The 16,642-nt window shown below is 65.0% G+C and carries 17 protein-coding genes and 1 tRNA gene; 5 read left to right on the top strand and 13 right to left on the bottom strand.

The window, feature by feature from the left end:
- Positions 1-159: 159 nt before the first annotated feature.
- Positions 160-1,377 carry a DNA recombination protein RmuC gene (locus ACVMB1_RS31240; protein ID WP_076834917.1) on the bottom strand — a complete coding sequence of 406 codons (1,218 nt, stop codon included), beginning with the start codon at positions 1,375-1,377 and terminating at the stop codon, positions 160-162.
- A gap of 170 nt (positions 1,378-1,547) precedes the next feature.
- Between ACVMB1_RS31240 and def the strand changes: the two genes are divergently transcribed.
- From def to truA, 3 genes are all read left to right on the top strand, one after another.
- A complete protein-coding gene (def, locus tag ACVMB1_RS31235) occupies positions 1,548-2,075 on the top strand; it encodes a peptide deformylase (RefSeq protein WP_038385628.1) in 528 nt (175 codons plus the stop codon).
- Positions 2,076-2,225: 150 nt separating this feature from the next.
- Positions 2,226-3,161 (top strand): methionyl-tRNA formyltransferase, encoded by a 936-nt coding sequence (gene fmt / locus ACVMB1_RS31230; protein ID WP_076834918.1) that lies wholly within the window; start codon positions 2,226-2,228, stop codon positions 3,159-3,161.
- Positions 3,161-3,898 (top strand): tRNA pseudouridine(38-40) synthase TruA, encoded by a 738-nt coding sequence (gene truA, locus ACVMB1_RS31225; RefSeq protein WP_076834919.1) that lies wholly within the window; start codon positions 3,161-3,163, stop codon positions 3,896-3,898. The genes fmt and truA overlap by 1 nt, the downstream gene beginning before the upstream one ends.
- A 249-nt stretch (positions 3,899-4,147) precedes the next feature.
- Here truA and dapE read toward each other — a convergent pair whose 3' ends face one another.
- The 11 genes from dapE to rpmH all read right to left on the bottom strand — a co-directional run bounded on the left by dapE (position 4,148) and on the right by rpmH (position 13,998).
- Positions 4,148-5,314, bottom strand: a complete 1,167-nt coding sequence (gene dapE / locus ACVMB1_RS31220) for a succinyl-diaminopimelate desuccinylase (RefSeq protein WP_076834920.1) — start codon at positions 5,312-5,314, stop codon at positions 4,148-4,150.
- A 17-nt stretch (positions 5,315-5,331) separates the two neighbouring features.
- Positions 5,332-5,943 (bottom strand): DUF805 domain-containing protein, encoded by a 612-nt coding sequence (locus tag ACVMB1_RS31215; RefSeq protein WP_076834921.1) that lies wholly within the window; start codon positions 5,941-5,943, stop codon positions 5,332-5,334.
- A 241-nt stretch (positions 5,944-6,184) separates the two neighbouring features.
- Positions 6,185-7,030 carry a 2,3,4,5-tetrahydropyridine-2,6-dicarboxylate N-succinyltransferase gene (dapD, locus tag ACVMB1_RS31210; protein ID WP_076834922.1) on the bottom strand — a complete coding sequence of 282 codons (846 nt, stop codon included), beginning with the start codon at positions 7,028-7,030 and terminating at the stop codon, positions 6,185-6,187.
- 255 nt (positions 7,031-7,285) lie between these two features.
- Positions 7,286-7,975, bottom strand: coding sequence for a pyrimidine 5'-nucleotidase (locus ACVMB1_RS31205; RefSeq protein ID WP_076834923.1), 690 nt, complete (start codon positions 7,973-7,975; stop codon positions 7,286-7,288).
- Between the two features lie 190 nt (positions 7,976-8,165).
- Complete coding sequence (locus tag ACVMB1_RS31200; protein WP_076834924.1) at positions 8,166-9,152, bottom strand: DUF1036 domain-containing protein; 987 nt, start codon at positions 9,150-9,152, stop codon at positions 8,166-8,168.
- Between the two features lie 59 nt (positions 9,153-9,211).
- Positions 9,212-10,105: an acetylglutamate kinase gene (gene argB, locus ACVMB1_RS31195; RefSeq protein ID WP_016848093.1), complete on the bottom strand. Its 894-nt coding sequence runs from the start codon at positions 10,103-10,105 to the stop codon at positions 9,212-9,214.
- A gap of 224 nt (positions 10,106-10,329) precedes the next feature.
- The gene (locus tag ACVMB1_RS31190; protein ID WP_141340928.1) at positions 10,330-10,698 is read right to left on the bottom strand and encodes a DUF423 domain-containing protein; all 369 of its coding nucleotides are present in this window, start codon (positions 10,696-10,698) and stop codon (positions 10,330-10,332) included.
- The gene (yihA, locus tag ACVMB1_RS31185) at positions 10,695-11,348 is read right to left on the bottom strand and encodes a ribosome biogenesis GTP-binding protein YihA/YsxC (RefSeq protein WP_028335928.1); all 654 of its coding nucleotides are present in this window, start codon (positions 11,346-11,348) and stop codon (positions 10,695-10,697) included. The genes ACVMB1_RS31190 and yihA overlap by 4 nt, the downstream gene beginning before the upstream one ends.
- Positions 11,349-11,521: 173 nt before the next feature.
- Positions 11,522-13,417, bottom strand: a complete 1,896-nt coding sequence (gene yidC / locus ACVMB1_RS31180; protein WP_076834926.1) for a membrane protein insertase YidC — start codon at positions 13,415-13,417, stop codon at positions 11,522-11,524.
- 3 nt (positions 13,418-13,420) lie between these two features.
- Positions 13,421-13,831: a ribonuclease P protein component gene (gene rnpA / locus ACVMB1_RS31175; protein ID WP_057018968.1), complete on the bottom strand. Its 411-nt coding sequence runs from the start codon at positions 13,829-13,831 to the stop codon at positions 13,421-13,423.
- A gap of 32 nt (positions 13,832-13,863) precedes the next feature.
- Positions 13,864-13,998 carry a 50S ribosomal protein L34 gene (gene rpmH, locus ACVMB1_RS31170; protein WP_008542748.1) on the bottom strand — a complete coding sequence of 45 codons (135 nt, stop codon included), beginning with the start codon at positions 13,996-13,998 and terminating at the stop codon, positions 13,864-13,866.
- Between the two features lie 365 nt (positions 13,999-14,363).
- On the opposite strand from rpmH, the gene ACVMB1_RS31165 reads away from it, so the two are divergent.
- Together ACVMB1_RS31165 and ACVMB1_RS31160 are read left to right on the top strand one after the other, a co-directional pair.
- The gene (locus ACVMB1_RS31165) at positions 14,364-15,842 is read left to right on the top strand and encodes a sensor histidine kinase (RefSeq protein ID WP_076834927.1); all 1,479 of its coding nucleotides are present in this window, start codon (positions 14,364-14,366) and stop codon (positions 15,840-15,842) included.
- Positions 15,843-15,994: 152 nt separating this feature from the next.
- A tRNA-Arg gene (locus tag ACVMB1_RS31160) sits at positions 15,995-16,071 on the top strand.
- Positions 16,072-16,119: 48 nt separating this feature from the next.
- Here ACVMB1_RS31160 and ACVMB1_RS31155 read toward each other — a convergent pair.
- Entirely contained in the window at positions 16,120-16,641 is a 522-nt protein-coding gene (locus ACVMB1_RS31155; protein WP_076834958.1) for a methyltransferase family protein, read from the bottom strand.
- Between the last annotated feature and the right edge of the window lies 1 nt (position 16,642).

The following is a 16,642-nucleotide window of genomic DNA, read 5'->3' as shown; positions in this document are numbered from 1 at the left end:
CTGCCTTGGCTCCCTCTCCCCGCTCTTTCGCGGGGAGAGGGTTGGGGTGAGGGGCTTTCTCAGCGAATTATGACGGGTGCAATGTGCGGAAGCTCCCCCTCACCCGAAATTCGCGCGATGCGCGAATTTCGACCTCTCCCCGCAAGCGGGGCGAGGTGGCTACTCCCCTGCCTGCAGCTTGCGCGGGGCGGGGAACAGGTCGGGGGCGGGCTTGACGAAGCGGGGGACCTCGATCGGGGTCTCGGACTTGCTGAAGTCGAGTTCCTCGATCCGGCCGGCGCGTTTCTCGATCTTGTCGGCGGAGATCAGGATCTGCCTGACGTCCTCGTTCACCTGGCCGAAATGGGTCTGCAGCTTGAGCACGCGATCGCGCAGGCGGCCGAGGTCGTCGCCGAGATGCATCACCTCGTTGCGGATCTGGTCGGCGGCGTCGCGGATGCGGGCGTCCTTCAGGATCTGCTGCATCACCTGGATCGCCAGCATCAAGAGCGAGGGCGATACCAGCACGACGCGCGCGCGATAGGCCTTCTGGATCACGTCGTCGAAGCCGTCATGGATCTCGGCATAGACCGATTCCGACGGCACGAACATCAGCGCGGTGTCCTGGGTCTCGCCAGGGATCAGGTACTTCTCCGCGATGTCGCTGACATGCTTCAGCACGTCGGCGCGCAGCCGCTGGCTGGCGAATTTGCGCTCCTCGTCGCTGCGCGCATCGTGCAGCGCGGTCATGGCCTCGAGCGGGAATTTCGCGTCGATGCAGAGCGGGCGCTGGTCGGGCAGAAACACCACGCAGTCCGGCCGCTTGCCCGACGTCAGCGTGTACTGGAACTCGAACGAGCCCTTCGGCATGCCGTCCTGGACGATCGCCTCCATCCGCGCCTGGCCGAAGGCGCCGCGCGATTGCTTGTTGGCGAGCACGTCGCGCAGCGTCGTCACCTGGGTGGTGAGCTCGTTGAGGTTCTTGTGGGCGTGGTCGATGATGCCGAGCCGCTCGTGCAGCACGCGCAGCGAATCCATCGTGTTGCGGGTCGATTGCTCCATCGACTGGCCGACCCGGTGGGTCACCGAATCGAGCCGCTCGTTGACGGCGCGGGCCATCTCGGCCTGGCGGCCGGCCAGCGCCTGCGCCATAGTATCAACCTTGGCATCGACCCGCCCGGAGGATTCGCTCTGGGCCCGCAGCATGTCGGCGAGGCGCTCCTCCAGTTCGTCGGCGCGGATGGCCTGGGCCATTGCGAGTTCCGCGCCGCGCCGGCTGGCGCGTGCGATCACCACCGCAATGGCGAACAGCAGGATCAGCGCCAGCGCCCCAAGGCCGATCAAGGCGTCGGAGACACGGACGGGAAGGTCGCCAATCGTGAGGAGAATCTCGTTCATGCCGGCAGTTGTAGCCGATTCGCGGCCAGGTGCGAACGAAGAGGGAACGTTTAAGGCAAATGCATTCCTGATTTTCCGGGTTAATGCGGGGTGAAGAAACGTGGTTAAGGTTGTCCTAACGGGTTCCTGAGCGCATTGACCCCATGAAGTCAGCAGCTTAAATCGCCGCCATGGCATTAAGAGAAATTATCATCCTGCCGGACAAGCAGTTGCGGCTGGTGTCGAAACCGATCGAGAAGGTGACGCCGGAGATCCGCAAGCTGGCCGACGACATGCTCGAGACCATGTATGACGCGCCCGGCATTGGGCTCGCGGCGATTCAGGTCGCGCAGCCGCTGCGGCTGATCACCATGGATCTCGCCAAGCGCGACGAGAACGGCGAGACCACGGCGAAGCCGCGCGTCTTCATCAATCCGGAGATCATTGCGCGTTCGGAAGAACTGTCGGTGTACGAAGAGGGCTGCCTGTCGATCCCCGAATATTACGAGGAGGTCGAGCGGCCGGCGCGGGTGCGCGTGCGATTCACCGATCTCGACGGCACGGTGCATGAGGAGGATGCGGAAGGGCTCTACGCCACCTGCATCCAGCACGAAATCGATCATCTCAACGGCGTGCTGTTCGTGGATTATCTGTCGAAACTGAAGCGCGACCGCGTGTTCAAGAAATTCGAGAAGGCCGCCAAGCGCGCGGCGGAGTAGGCGCGGTCGCTTTCCCGGACGCGTCATGGCCGGGCTTGACCCGGCCATCCACGTCTTGCTTCGCTGTCGCCGAAAACGTGGATGCCCGGGGCTTCTTGTGCGAAGACGCGCTTCGCGCTTAAGCACTCCAACTGCTACCGAGCCTGTCTAATGCCTCTCCGCCTGATCTTCATGGGCACGCCCGATTTCGCGGTGCCGACGCTGCTGGAGCTCGTAGCCCATGGCCATGAGGTCGTGGCGGTCTACACCCGCGGGCCGAAGCCGGGCGGGCGGCGCGGCCTGCAATTGCAGCCGACGCCGGTCGAGCAGGAGGCGCGCCGCCTCGGCATTCCCGTGCTGACGCCGAAGACCCTCAAGACCTCGGAAGCGCTCGAGGAGTTTCGCGCGCATGACGCGGATGCCGCCGTCGTCGTCGCCTATGGCATGATCCTGCCGCAAGCCATTCTCGACGCGCCGAAGCTCGGCTGCTTCAACCTGCATGCCTCGCTGCTGCCGCGCTGGCGCGGCGCCGCGCCGATCAACCGCGCCATCATGGCTGGCGATGCCGCGAGCGGCGTGATGGTGATGAAGATGGATGTCGGCCTCGACACCGGGGACGTCGCGATGGCCGAGCGGTTGCCGATATCGGACAGCATGACGGCATCCGATCTGCACGACGCGCTGGCGCCGCTCGGTGCCGACCTGATGGTGCGCGCGATGGCGGCGCTCGGGCGCGGCGGCTTGCAACTGACGAAGCAGAGCGAGGACGGCGTCACCTATGCGGCCAAGATCGAGAAGGCCGAGGCGCGGATCGACTGGACACAGCCGGCGCATATGGTGCTGCGGCACATTCACGGGCTCTCGCCGTTTCCCGGCGCCTGGTGCGAGCTTGCCGGCGAAGGCGAGCCGGTGCGGCTGAAGATCCTGCGCTGCGAGCTGGCGAAAGGCTCGGGCGCACCGGGCGATGTGCTCGACGACAATTTCGCGATCGCCTGCGGCGACGGCGCGATCCGGATCCTCGAACTGCAGCGCGCCGGCAAGGCGCCGATGAAGGCAGCGGATTTCTTGCGCGGCACGCCGTTGAAGCCGCCTGCGCGGCTCGGCTGATGCCCCGCTACAAGCTCACCATCGAATATGACGGCACGCCGTTCTCCGGCTGGCAGATCCAGGACACCGCGCCGACCGTGCAGGGCGCGCTGGAGGCGGCGGTCAAGGCGATCTGCGGCGAGGACGTGCGCGTCCACGGCGCAGGGCGTACCGATGCCGGAGTGCATGCGCGCGGCCAGGTCGCGCATTGCGACATCGCCAAGCATTTTCCGCCCGGCCGCTTTCGCGACGGGCTGAATGCGCATCTGCGGCCCAATCCGATCGGCGTGCTCGCGGCTGACATCGTGCCCGACGATTTCGAGGCGCGGTTCTCCGCGACCAGGCGGCACTATCTCTATCGCATCACCAACACGCGCGCGAACCTCGCGCTCGACATCGGCCGCGTCTGGCGCGTGCCGCGCGCGCTCGATGCTGACGCGATGCACGCCGCCGCGCAGCGCCTGCTCGGCAAGCACGACTTCACCACCTTCCGCGACACCGAGTGCCAGGCCAAATCGCCGGAGAAGACGCTCGATCAGCTCGATGTCACCCGTGACGGCGCCGCCGTCAACATCGTGACGTCGGCGCGCTCGTTCCTGCACAGCCAGGTGCGTTCGATGGTGGGCTCGCTGGTCTGGGTCGGCGAGGGTCGCTGGAGCGCCGACGATCTTGCCGGTGCGCTCGCCGCCCGCAACCGCGCCGCCTGCGGCCCCGTGGCGCCGCCGGACGGGCTCTACCTGATGCGGGTGGATTACTAGGCGGGAATGATCTCGTAGGATGGGTGAAGCCAACGGGTCCGCGCAACGCGCGGCCCGATGATAAACTCCGCGAAACCCATCACTTCGAATCCGCGGCGCCCATGATGGGTTTCGCTGCGCTCTACCCATTCTACGGATGTGAGTACCCGAAATACCACGCTGTATCTGGTGCGGGTGGATAACTCGGAGCCCCAACCCCTACTGTGCATGGGGTTGTTTTCGATGTTTTTGTCCAGCCGGGCGGCTGGCCTACCCGAAATACCGCTCCAGCACGCCCCGATAGATCCGCGTCAGCTTCTCCAGATCGGCCACCGGCGTGCGCTCGTCGACCTGGTGCATGGTCTGACCGACCAGGCCGAACTCGATCACCGGGCAATAGCTCGAGATGAAGCGCGCGTCCGAGGTGCCGCCGGAGGTCGATAGCTCCGGCCTGCGGCCGGTGATCTCCTCGATCGCGGCGACCGCGAGGTCGGTGAACGGGCCGGGCTGGGTGACGAACACGTTCGAGTTCGACGGTTGCCAATCGATATGGGCGCGGATCCGGTTGCCGCAGGCTTTCGCCAGCCGCTCATCGACCATCTGCCGCAGGCTCTCCTGGGTGTGGTTGTCGTTGTAGCGGATGTTGAACTTCGCCCGTGCCTGGCCGGGGATCACGTTGGTCGCGGTGTTGCCGACATCGACGGTGGTGAATTCGAGGTTGCTGGCCTGGAACTGCGCGCTGCCGTGATCGAGCGGCTCGTCACTCAGCGCCACGATCAGCCGCGAGATATCAGGCACCGGGTTGGAGGCGCGGTGCGGATAGGCGACATGGCCCTGCACGCCGTCGACCACCAGCGTGCCGGACTGCGAGCCGCGCCGGCCGATCTTGATCATGTCGCCCAGCACTTCGACATTCGAGGGCTCGCCGAGCACGCAATGATCGAATGTCTCGCCACGCTCGGCGCACCATTTCAACAGCTTGACGGTGCCGTTGATCGAGACGTCTTCCTCGTCGCCGGTGATCAGGAAGGAGATCGAGCCGTTGCCATTCTCTTGTGGCTTGCCGCCACGGTCCTGCAGATATTGCAGCACCGCGGCGACGCTGCAGGCGATGCCGCCCTTCATGTCGACGGCGCCGCGGCCATAGAGATAACCGTCCTTCACCTCGCCGGAGAACGCGCCGAGCGTCCACGCCGCTTCATCGCCGGGCGGCACCACGTCGGTGTGGCCAGCGAAGGTGATATGCGGCGCCGAGGTGCCGATGCGCGCATAGAGGTTGTCGATATCGGCGGTGCCGGGCTCGGAGAAGGTCACGCGGTGGACTTCGAAGCCTGCGGCTTTCAGCAGGTTTTCGAGAACGCCAAGCGCGCCGGCGTCGGCCGGGGTGACGGAGGGGCAGCGAACGAGATCGCGGGTAATCGAGACGGCATCACTCATGCGCCTCGCTTAACACGTCACACGGCGGGTGGACCAGCTTTGTGCGGCACGATATCGATCTCGCTCTGCTGATCCCAGCCGCGCGCGGAGCGCGACCCGCTGTCGCGGCCTTGCCGCACATGGGTTTTCCCAAGCGGATTGGGGCCGTAGCGATTGGGGTAGCTGGTGCCGCGCAGAAAGGCGAGCTCGACGAAGCCCCAGACATAAAGCACGAAGACGATCAGGCCCGCGGCCGTCACCCAATAGGATTCATCGGAGAGCCGGTCCGAGAACTGGCTCATGAGACCCGGGATCGCGAAGAACGGGACCATCCACCAGCCGCTCTTGTCGCGGTCGTGCAGTCGCTTGATCGAGACAGCGACATAGACCCAAACGAACAAGAACGTTCCGCAGGCCTTGACCAGCAATGCCGGCAATCCGGCCCAGCTCAGCGATTTGTAGCTGTCGGGGTCGAAGGCCCGGAAGATGTCGTCGACATTGAAGCTGAACCCGTTCTTGCCGCCGAGGCCGGCCGAGACCGCGAGTAAAGCTAGGAACATCATCCAGCAGACGATGATCAGCCCTGCGAGCCAGAATTTGGCCCGGTTGACGCGGCCCTTGAAGCCGAACAGGTAGTTGGCCCAGTCCATGAAAATAAGCTCCGGGCTGCGGCAATTCTTCGCAGCCCGGAGATATGTCGGCGTCGGATCGAAATTGGTTCGATCAGTCCAGACCCGTCGTCCTGAGGTGCGAGCCTTGCGGCGCAATTGCGCCGCTGGGCGAGCCTCGAAGGATGCACGGCCCCGCTGGTGGCCGTCGACCCTTCGAGACGCCTGCTTCGCAGGCTCCTCAGGGTGACGGTGATGGACTGATCTCGCGGCGGAAAAGCGATCAATCCCGCAGCAGCTCGTTGATGCTGGTCTTGGCGCGGGTGCGCTCGTCGACCCGCTTGACGATCACGGCGCAGGCGGTGGCAGGTCCCGGCTGGCCGTTCTTCAGCGGCTTGGCCGGCAGGGTGCCGGGCACCACGACGGCATATTCCGGGACCTCGCCGACGAAGATTTCGCCGGTCTCGCGGTCGACGATCTTGGTCGAGGCGCCGAGGAACACGCCCATCGACAGCACCGCGCCCTTGCGCACGATCACGCCCTCGGCGACCTCCGAGCGCGCGCCGATGAAGCAGTCGTCCTCGACGATCACGGGCTCGGCCTGCAGCGGCTCGAGCACGCCGCCGATGCCGACGCCGCCGGAGATGTGCACGCGCTTGCCGATCTGGGCGCAGGAGCCGACCGTCGACCAGGTGTCGATCATGGTGGCTTCATCGACATGGGCGCCGAGATTGACGAAGGAGGGCATCAGCACGACGTTGCGGGCGATGAAGGCCGAGCGGCGCACGATCGCGCCCGGCACGGCGCGGAAGCCGGCGTCGCGGAAACGGTTCTCGCCCCAGCCCTCGAACTTCGACGGCACCTTGTCCCACCACGATGCCTTGCCCGGGCCACCCGCGATCTGACCCATGTCGTTGAGGCGGAACGACAGCAGCACGGCCTTCTTCAGCCACTGATTGACCTTCCACTTGCCGCTCGTCTCGCGCTCGGCGACACGGGCCTCGCCCTTGTCGAGCAGCTCCAGCGCGTGGTCGACCGCCTCGCGGACCTCGCCCTTGGTCGAGGTCGAAATGCCTTCGCGGGCGTCGAACGCGGTGTTGACGGTGGTTTCGAGGGCGGACAGCGACATCGGGACAATCCTTGGCGTATCGGGGATTATGACGGGATTTTGCGGGGCTTTTTCGGAATTTGGGGCCGCGGAGTCAAGGCAAACTCCTCCGTCGCCGAGTGGTCTCTCTTCCGTCGTCCCGGCCAAGCGAAGCGCGAGCCGGGACCCATAACCACAAATGCCCGTGTTGCGGCACGCTGGTGCCACGGCGCGTAGCCAAGCGCAGATTGGTGGTTATGGGTTCCGGCTTTCGCCGGGACGACACCTGTTGAGAGGCTACGGCTTCAGCTGCTGCAGGAAGCCGGTGAGATCATCCGTGACATGGTCGACATGGGCGGCGTCGCGGCCTTCGAGCTCCCAGGTCTCGCGCACCACCTCCTGGCTGCCGTCGGGCACGACGAGCACGGTGGTCATGCCGAGCTCATGCGGCACCACCAAATTGCGCGCGAGGTCCTCGAACATCGCAGCCCTCGCCGGATCGACGTCGTGGAGCCTGAGGAACTTCTGGTAGGTCTGCGGTGCCGGCTTCGGCTCGAGATCGGCGGCGATGATGTCGAACACGCCGTCGAAATGGTTGCCGATGCCGAGCCGGCCCAGCACCGCATCGACATGGTCGACCGAGCCGTTGGTCAGGATCAGCTTGCGCCCCGGCAGTTTTGCGATCGCGGCTCCCATCGCCGGATTCGGCTGCAGCGGCGAGTGGTCGATCTTGTGCACATAAGCGAGATAGTCGTCGGCCTGCACGCCGTGCTCGGTCATCATACCGCGCATCGTGGTGCCGTAGCGCAGGTAGTAGTCCTTCTGCAGCCGCCGTGCTTCCTCGGGAGAGATCTTCAGCCAGTTGCTGACGAACTCGCCGATCCGCGCATCGACCTGCTGCCACAGGTTGACGTGATGCGGGTACAGCGTGTTGTCGAGGTCGAACACCCAGGTCTCGACATGGCTGAAGCTGCGGGGAGTATTCATTGTGGCTCTCCACTTGTCAGCGTGAACGTCGTTCCGCCCTCCGCCGTCGTCCTGGCGAAAGCCAGGACCCATACCGCGGAATCTATCAATGTGGCACGGTGCTCGTCGTTCTTCGCCAAACGCAGTCTTGTGGTAATGGGTCCTGGCCTTCGCCAGGACGACATCGATGTTTGCGGCCTCATTATCTTCATCACGGCATCGCAAAGCGCAGCGTCTTGCCGCCGCTGGTCATGTCGACGGTGGTGAAGCCGAGTGCGGCGAGGCCGCGGGTGCTGCAGTCGCCCTGTTCGTTGATCTCGAACTTGCTTTCGCGGGTGCAGAGCTGGACCCCGCCGCCCCAGTTCAGCGGCTTGTCCTTGATGCGGATGGCCCGGTTGTCGTTGTCGACCGCTTCAGCAAACGAATAGATCTGCTTCGGCGTGCCTGACACGTCCGGATGCAGGCACTTGCCGGGGTCGATGCGATACCAGCCGCGGCTGGTCACCACCTTGCCGTCGTCGGTTGCAACCGCGGCCATCACCTTGTGCGGCGTGTCGTTGCACCAGGTCAGCCCCGATGGCGACGGCTTCTGCACGGCATCGATCATGGTGGCGAAGAAATTCGGCGACTGCACGATGTCGCTGGCGAGCCCGCGACTCCTGAGGAATGCCGCCAGCGCACTCTGGGTCTTCGGCCCGTCGACGCCGTCGATCGGCGCGGCATCGTAGCCCGCGATCACCAAGAGGCGCTGGATGCCGGCGAGGCGCGCCTGCTCGTCGTCATATTCGCTGTCTTCGGCGAGATAGGCGACCAGATGGCCGTCGTCGGTCTTGGTCGGCGTGATCTGGGTGAATTGCGCGGGCATCTGGCCGGAACGGCATTGTCGCGCGGCGGCGATCACGAAATTGTCCTGCGCCACGCAGAGCGTGTCGGTGCCGTTCTGCGGGATCGGCGAGGCGCCGTAGACGCCGAGCGCCCGCGCATTGAGCAGCACGCGGTCGGCGGTGAGCGCGCCCTGCACCACGACCCGGCAGGTCGCGGGATCGATGCGGAACCAGCCGCGTGTCGCGGTCGCGGCCTTGTCGTCGATGCCGATCGCGGCCTCGATCACATAGCTCATGCGGTTGCAGAGCTTGAGATCGGCATGCGCCGGCGCCGACGAGAACAGGAACGACACCAGCGCGGCCGGCAGCGACATCGCGAGCCGCGCCGGCAGCGACCGGCGAGGAATCCTCGCCGTGTGTCCCGCGTCTGCCATTACTTGTGGATCAGCGTGCCGGTGCCCTGGTTGGTGAAGAGCTCGAGCAGCACCGCGTGCTGCGTCTTGCCGTCGATGATCACGACGCCCTGCACGCCCTGTTCGAGCGCGTAAATGCAGGTCTCGACCTTCGGGATCATGCCGCCGGAAATCGTGCCGTCGGCGATCAGCTTGCGGGCTTCCTTGATCGACAGGTCCGGAATCAGCTTCTTGGACTTGTCGAGCACGCCCGGCACGTCCGTCAGCAGCAACAGGCGCTTGGCCTTGAGCGCGCCCGCGATTGCGCCGGCGAAGGTGTCGGCGTTGATGTTCAGTGTCTGGCCGTCCTGCGAGGTCGCCAGCGGCGCCAGCACCGGGATCAGCTCATAGCCGATCAGCTGATTGAGCAGCGTGAGGTCGACCTTTTCGGGGTCGCCGACGAAGCCGAGATCGATGGCCTTCTCGATGTTGGAATCCGGATCGACCATGGTGCGCGTCGTCTTCGACGCCTTCACCATGTTGCCGTCCTTGCCGGAGAGGCCCACGGCCTTGCCGCCCGCCTCGTTGATGTAGCCGACGATCTGCTTGTTGACCGAGCCCGCCAGTACCATCTCGACGATCTCGATGGTCGCGGCGTCGGTGATGCGCAGGCCCGCGGCGAATTCCGACTGGATGCCGAGGCGCTTCAGCATGGTCGCGATCTGCGGCCCACCGCCATGCACGACCACCGGATTGATCGCGGTCTGCTCGAGCAGCACGATGTCGCGCGCGAACGCCTTCGCGGTGTCCTCGGCGCCCATGGCATGGCCGCCATATTTAATGACGATGGTTTCCTCGTCATATTCCTGCATGTGCGGCAGCGCCTCGGACAGAATGCGGGCCTGATCGAGCGGGCTGATGTGCTGGTCGGTCATGGGGCTGGTCTCGTCGTCAGCGGAGGGGTGGCGCGGTTCTATCTGATTGGCGGGCAGGGCGCAAAGCGGTCTTGACCCTCTCCCCTTGTGGGAGAGGGTGGCTTCGATGCGACGGCATCGAAGCCGGGTGAGGGGTCTGTCTCCGCGGATAGAGACCCCTCATCCGGCGCGGATTGCATCCGCGCCACCTTCTCCCACAAGGGGAGAAGGAAGTATGGCGGTCATCACCGCTTCGGCCACACCGCCGCGACCGCCAGTACCAGCCAGCTCAGGATCAAGAGCGTTCCGCCGGTCGGCGCAGCCATCGGAAACAATCCATGGCCGGCATATTGGCGCAGCACGAGGTCGCCCGCGAACAATGACGCCGCGATGACGAAGCCGGCCGCCGCCACGACTGCGAGCTTCGCATGGATGATCGCGCGATCCGTGACCGCGATGGTCGCGACTACGGCGGGTGCATGGAACAGCAGCATCGAGGATGCCGCCGCCAGCCGCGTGGCGTCAGGCAGATGGGCTGCGGCCGCCGCCAGCATCACGCCGCAAGCGCCCATGATGGCGGCAAGGCCGATCAGGAAGCGGGATGCGCCGCTCATCGGCGCCGTTCCTCGATCAGGCGCACCATGGCGGCACGCAGCTCCGGCATGCCGTCGCCGGTGCGCGACGAGGTCACCAGCACTTCGGGGAAGGCGGCGGGATGTTTTGCGAGCGTTGCTGACGTGTCGGCGATGACGGTCTTGAGTTCGCCGGCCTTCACCTGGTCGGCCTTGGTCAGCACGACCTGATAGCTCACCGCGGACTTGTCCAGCGTCTTCAGCACGTCGAGATCGACGTCCTTGATGCCGTGGCGCGCGTCGATCAGCACGTAGACCCGCGCCAGTGTCGCGCGCCCGAGCAGGAATTTGTGGATCAGCGCCGTCCACGACGCCACCTTGGTCTTGGGCGCCGAGGCGTAGCCGTAGCCGGGCATGTCGACCAGGCGGAAGCCCGCCTTCTCCGGCCCCTCGAAGAAGATCAGCTCCTGGGTGCGCCCGGGCGTGTGCGAGGTGCGAGCCAGGTTGCTGCGGCCGGTCAGCGCGTTGATCAGGCTCGACTTGCCGACATTGGAGCGGCCGGCAAAGGCGACCTCGAGGCCGGCCATCGGCGGCAGCGTCTCGATCGAGGGCGAGGCCCAGATGAAGCGCCAGTCGCCGGCGAACAGTTTCCGGCCTTGCTCAATTAGCGCCGCATCGGGTTCGGTGCTCATGCGAAGGATTCCATCTCGTCGCGGCCAGACAAAGGCCCAAGGCGGGTCCTTGGCGTAGGACGACCCGGCCATCCAGGTCAACGTCCAGAGCCTCGGTTCTGGCCGTCCTCCAATATGTCGATGCCCGGCACAAGGCCGGGCATGACGTGGTGACGAAGCGCCGTTGCTGGAAGCTACGTCGCCTTCTTTGTCTCAGTCGTCACGCTTTTTTTTTGAAACGTCGACTTCAGATTGTCGAACAGCTCCACCTTCACGCCGTTGCGCCGCATGATGTAGCTCTGCTGCAGCACCGACAGCAGGTTGTTCCAGGCCCAGTAGATCACGAGACCCGCCGGGAAGCCGGCCAGCATGAAGGTGAAGATCAGCGGCATCCAGTCGAAGATCATCTTCTGGGTCGGATCTGGCGGCGCCGGATTGAGCTTCATCTGGACCCACATCGTGATGCCCATGATGATCGGCCAGATACCCATCACCAGATAGGCGCCGAAATGCGGTCCGAGCAGCGCGATCGGATCGAACGGAATGAGGCCGAACAGCGTGAACAGGTTGGTCGGATCGGGCGCCGAGAGGTCCTTGATCCAGCCGAAGAACGGCGCGTGCCGCATTTCGATGGTGATGAACAGCACCTTGTAGAGCGAGAAGAACACCGGGATCTGCAAGGCGACGGGAAGACAGCCCGCGATCGGGTTGATCTTCTCCTTCTTGTAGATCTCCATCATCTCCTGCTGCTGCTTCACGCGGTCATCAGGATAACGTTCCTTCAGCGCCTGCAGCTGCGGCTGCACCGACTTCATCTTCGCCATCGAGGCGTAGGACTTGTTGGCGAGCGGGAAGAACAACAGCTTCACGATCACGGTCACCAAGAGGATCGCGATGCCGAAATTGCCGACCAGGCGATAGAACCAGTCGAGCGCCAGGAACATCGGCTTGGTGATGAAGTAGAAATGGCCCCAGTCGATCAGGAGATCGAAATGGTTGAGGCCGAGCTGCTTGTTGTAGCCGCCGAAGCCGACCAGCGGGAAGTTGAGGCCGACCGTGGCGGCCTCCTTCGCGCCGGCGAACAGCCGCCCGTTGGCAACGCCGGTGCCGCCGATCGGAATGGTCTGCGCGCCGAGCATGTAGTCGGTCTGGTAGCGCTTGTCGCCGGTGGTGAAGCGGGCGCTTTCGAGCGTTGCGGTGGTCTCCGGCAGCAGTGCCGTGGCCCAGTATTTGTCGGTGATGCCGAGCCAGCCGTCGGTGACCTTCGTGAACACGATGCCGCGCGAATTGCCGCCGGTTGAGGTCTTGGCCTCGTCGATGTTCTTGTAGCTGAATTCCTGCAGGCCGTGTTCGCCGAGATAGCCGATCGGGCCTTCATGCAGAATCGCGTAGCCGGAGACCGGCGGCTTGCCACCGCGCGAGATCAGACCGAACGGATACAGCGTCACCGGCGCGCTGCCTTGATTGATGACCTCGTCCCTGATGCTGAAGAGGTAGCGATCGTCGATCGAGATGGTGCGGCGGAAGGTCAGGCCCTGGCCGTTCTCGTATTTCAGAATCACCGGGGTGCTCGGCGACAGGGTGTTCGATCCCTCCTGCTGCCAGACGGTTTCGGCGTTCGGCGTCTTCACCGATGAGCCGTTGGCGGTCAGCCACAGGAACTCGGCGTAATAAGGCTCGGCCGTGCCCGACGGGGAAAGCAGCACGACAGCCGGCGATTTGGGATCGACCGTCTCGCGGAACTGAACCAGCGCCAGGTCGTCGATCCGGGCGCCCTTCAGCGCGATGCTGCCGGTGACGCGCGGGGTCTCGATCTTGATGCGCGGGCCGGAGGCAAGCACCGTCTCGCGGCTCGCGACCGGAGCGTCAGCAGCAGGCGCGCCGGGAGCCGGAGAGGGAGTCGCCGAGGTACCCGGAGCGGTGCCGGGAGCAGCACCCGGAGTCGCCTGCGGCGCCGGCTTCTGCAACTCCGCCTGGCGCTGCGCCTCGCGCTGCTTCTCCATCTGCGGCACATTGTAGAAATATTGCCAGGCGATCAGGACGAGGCCGGACAGAATGACGGCAAGGATCGTGTTGCGGTTGTCGGACATCTCTTAGGGTCTCGTCATTCCATTCGGATTGGGCGCGCTCTTGTTACCCGCCTTGTTGGTACCCGTCTTGTTATTACCCGTGTTGGGCGCAGGCCGGTCGAGGCGGCGCAGCGCCGACCGCAGGTCGTCAAGCATGGTCGCAAAGTCGCGGGTCAGCGCGTCACGACGGCCCACTAGCACATAATCATGGTGCGGCCGCATGAATACGGCGTCGACCTGTCTCATCACTTCGCGAAGCCGGCGGCGGATGCGGTTGCGCTCGGTCGCGGTGCCGTTCTTCTTGGTGACGGTATAGCCGACGCGGATCGGGCCCTGATCGTCGCGGCGGCGGCCCTGCAGCACAAAAGCTGTGGTATTCGCCCGTGCGCCATTGGCAACGGCGAGGAAATCCGCCCGCTGCCTCAGCCGATCCATAATGGGTATCTCCGGAGAGGAGACGTCCGGGCTCAGGCGCTCAGGCGCTTGCGGCCACGCGCGCGGCGCGCAGCGAGGACCTTGCGGCCGCCGGCCGTGGCGAGACGGGCGCGGAAGCCGTGACGGCGCTTGCGCACCAGTTTGCTGGGTTGATAAGTCCGCTTCACGGGTAATTCTCCGCTGACCGGGCAATTTGCCGTTGTATTGAGATGGAGTCCGGTGATGCTGGCGGGCCCAAACGAGCCGTTGACGGCCCCAAAGAGCCGCCCCCGGGTCAAGAACCGGGCCATCGCGGACAGTTGGCGCGGCTTATAAGGGAGCGCCCTGTTTTCGTCAATGTCACAGGCCGTCGCAAAAAGGGTTCTTCGAAACGTCGTAATTGGGGCGAATATATCTGATTTCGCGGGGTATTTGACGGTATGGAGACGCTTTGGGGCGTTCGGGGAACCGTCCACATTAGCGATCCGTAATTTGACCGGCTTGGGGGCCGGGCCGCATCTTCTGACCCCTAAGCCAAACAAGGCCTTATCTTGTGGCTCTAACTGACGATCAGGCGACCGCGCAGAAGCAGCGGCCCAAGCCGTCCCCCCGGCTCGGGCTGTCGGGCAAGCTTTTGCTGCTGACGATTCCCCTGGTGATGATCGCCGGGCTCCTGATCTACGTCCCGGCCATCGCCAACTTCCGGATGAACCGGCTCAATGACCGCCTGGCCGCCGCCAATACCGCGGCGCTGGTGCTCGATGCCGCCCCGTCCGGCCTGGTGCCGGATTCGCTGGCGCGGCAGATCCTGACCAGCATCGGCGCCCGTGCCGTCGCCATCAAATTGGGACAGCAGCGCCGGCTGCTCGCCAGCGCCGATTTGCCGGCGGCGATCGACCATGACGTCGACATGCGGACCATGACGGTATGGTCGGCGATCGTCGATGCCTTCGAGATCATGCTGGAGCACGGTGACCAGACCATCCGCGTGGTCGGACCCGCGCCGGGCCAGGCGCAATTCATCGAGGTCGTGATCGACGAGAAGCCGCTGCGGCAGGCGATGTACCGCTTCTCGCGCAACGTTTTGGTCGTTGCATTGTTGATCGCCGGCCTGACCGCCGGTCTGGTCTATCTGGCGCTGCATTATCTGTTCGTGCGCCCGATGCGGCGGCTGACCGCGAGCCTGGTCGGCTTCCATGAGAATCCGGAGAGTTCGGCGCGAATCATCGTGCCGAGCCAGCGCGGCGACGAGATCGGCGTTGCCGAGCGCGAGCTGTCCGACATGCAGCGCGACCTCGTCTCGATGCTGCATCAGAAGAGCCGGCTTGCCGCGCTCGGGCTCGCCGTCTCCAAGATCAACCATGATCTGCGCAATCTGCTGGCGTCCTCGCAATTGCTGTCGGACCAGCTCGCCAGCGTGCCCGACCCGCGGGTGCAACGCTTTGCGCCGAAATTGTTGCGCTCGCTGGAGCGCGCCATCGCCTTCTGCCAGTCGACACTGTCTTATGGCCGCGCGCAGGAGGCGGCGCCTGATCGCCGCGTCATCATGGTTGAGCCCGCGGTCGCCGAGGTGCGGGAGTCGGCCGGGCTTGCCACCGATGTCGCGATCACCTGGATCAGCGCGATCGAGCGCGGCCTGACCATCGACGCCGACCCGGACCAGCTGTTCCGCGTGCTGCTCAATCTGGTGCGCAACGCGGCGCAGGCGTTGGAAACCCGGCCCGCAGGTGACGGCGGCGCGCAGCAGATCCGCATCACCGGCCGCCGCGAGGGGACGGTTGCGATCATCGAGGTCTCCGACACCGGTCCGGGCGTCCCGACCAAGGCGCGCGAGCATCTGTTCGAGGCATTCCAGACCTCCGGCCGCCCCGGCGGAAGCGGACTCGGCCTTGCCATTGCCGCCGAGCTGATCCGGGCCCACGGCGGCCACATCCATCTGGTCGAGGGCACGATCGGCGCCACCTTCCGGATTTCGATCCCGGATCGTCCGGTGGAACTGCTGTCGGTCCGCAGCGAGCGGGCGAGGGCCTGAGGCCGTTCCGGTATTCCGGGGCGGCCAAAACTGCGGCCGAAATTGGCGTTTCCAGACCTTGCCAACCGGACCCGGAGCCTGTAGCTAGAGCGCTCTTTCGCGACGTTCCGGGCCTCCCGGGACCATGCGGGCTCAAGCCCACCCGCGAAAATGCGCCCGTAGCTCAGCTGGATAGAGCATCAGACTACGAATCTGAGGGTCGGACGTTCGAATCGTTCCGGGCGCGCCATTTTACGACAGGGCGCGGTACCACGCCCTTCCCGCGGTGGCGCCCGCGTCACGAATGATTCCGGCGTCGTGCGGCTCGCCAGGCCGTGAGCCGCGGAATCCAGCGCGGGACATTGGCCCGGAAATCCTCGTACTCCGTTCCGAACATACGAACGAGCGCCGGCTCCTCGTACCCCACGACAAACGCGTGGAAGGCGAGCCACACCAACACACCGTACCCAAGAAGGCGCTGGTCGCCGAACAAGACCGCTTGGCCCAGAATGACGGCGACAAGGGCAACGTAAATAGGATTGCGCACATAGCGATAGAGACCCGTCACCACGAGGTTCTGCGTCGGTGCGACCGGCGCCGGCGTGCCCAATCCTTGCAGCGCAAAGCGTGCAAACGAGTCGACAAGCGCGGGTAGACCGGCGACGATCAACAGGATCCCGACGGCGCGCGTCGCGTCGAGATCGAAGAAGGGCGGCCGAAACTCCCAACGCGTAATCCACCAGGGAACGAGCCCCGCCACCGAGCTGGGCGCAACCGCAAAGAAGAGGGCAGAGCCCAATACCGCGATCGTTTTCGGCATG

This window comes from Bradyrhizobium sp. USDA 4504 (assembly GCF_054063995.1).
The sequence above is the reverse complement of the archived record's forward strand: the minus strand, read 5'-3'. Positions and strand labels throughout refer to the sequence as shown.

Bases quoted from the DNA above. Each gene is read 5' to 3' on its own strand.
- ACVMB1_RS31200 (WP_076834924.1), bottom strand. From the start codon at position 9,152: ATGTCGCTGCCGGCCGCGCTGGTGTCGTTCCTGTTCTCGTCGGCGCCG.
- yidC (WP_076834926.1), bottom strand. From the start codon at position 13,417: ATGTCCGACAACCGCAACACGATCCTTGCCGTCATTCTGTCCGGCCTC.
- ACVMB1_RS31205 (WP_076834923.1), bottom strand. From the start codon at position 7,975: ATGAATACTCCCCGCAGCTTCAGCCATGTCGAGACCTGGGTGTTCGAC.
- rnpA (WP_057018968.1), bottom strand. From the start codon at position 13,831: ATGGATCGGCTGAGGCAGCGGGCGGATTTCCTCGCCGTTGCCAATGGC.
- argB (WP_016848093.1), bottom strand. From the start codon at position 10,105: ATGACCGACCAGCACATCAGCCCGCTCGATCAGGCCCGCATTCTGTCC.
- ACVMB1_RS31155 (WP_076834958.1), bottom strand. From the start codon at position 16,641: ATGCCGAAAACGATCGCGGTATTGGGCTCTGCCCTCTTCTTTGCGGTT.
- ACVMB1_RS31190 (WP_141340928.1), bottom strand. From the start codon at position 10,698: ATGAGCGGCGCATCCCGCTTCCTGATCGGCCTTGCCGCCATCATGGGC.
- truA (WP_076834919.1), top strand. From the start codon at position 3,161: ATGCCCCGCTACAAGCTCACCATCGAATATGACGGCACGCCGTTCTCC.
- yihA (WP_028335928.1), bottom strand. From the start codon at position 11,348: ATGAGCACCGAACCCGATGCGGCGCTAATTGAGCAAGGCCGGAAACTG.
- fmt (WP_076834918.1), top strand. From the start codon at position 2,226: ATGCCTCTCCGCCTGATCTTCATGGGCACGCCCGATTTCGCGGTGCCG.
- def (WP_038385628.1), top strand. From the start codon at position 1,548: ATGGCATTAAGAGAAATTATCATCCTGCCGGACAAGCAGTTGCGGCTG.
- ACVMB1_RS31240 (WP_076834917.1), bottom strand. From the start codon at position 1,377: ATGAACGAGATTCTCCTCACGATTGGCGACCTTCCCGTCCGTGTCTCC.
- ACVMB1_RS31215 (WP_076834921.1), bottom strand. From the start codon at position 5,943: ATGGACTGGGCCAACTACCTGTTCGGCTTCAAGGGCCGCGTCAACCGG.
- dapE (WP_076834920.1), bottom strand. From the start codon at position 5,314: ATGAGTGATGCCGTCTCGATTACCCGCGATCTCGTTCGCTGCCCCTCC.
- dapD (WP_076834922.1), bottom strand. From the start codon at position 7,030: ATGTCGCTGTCCGCCCTCGAAACCACCGTCAACACCGCGTTCGACGCC.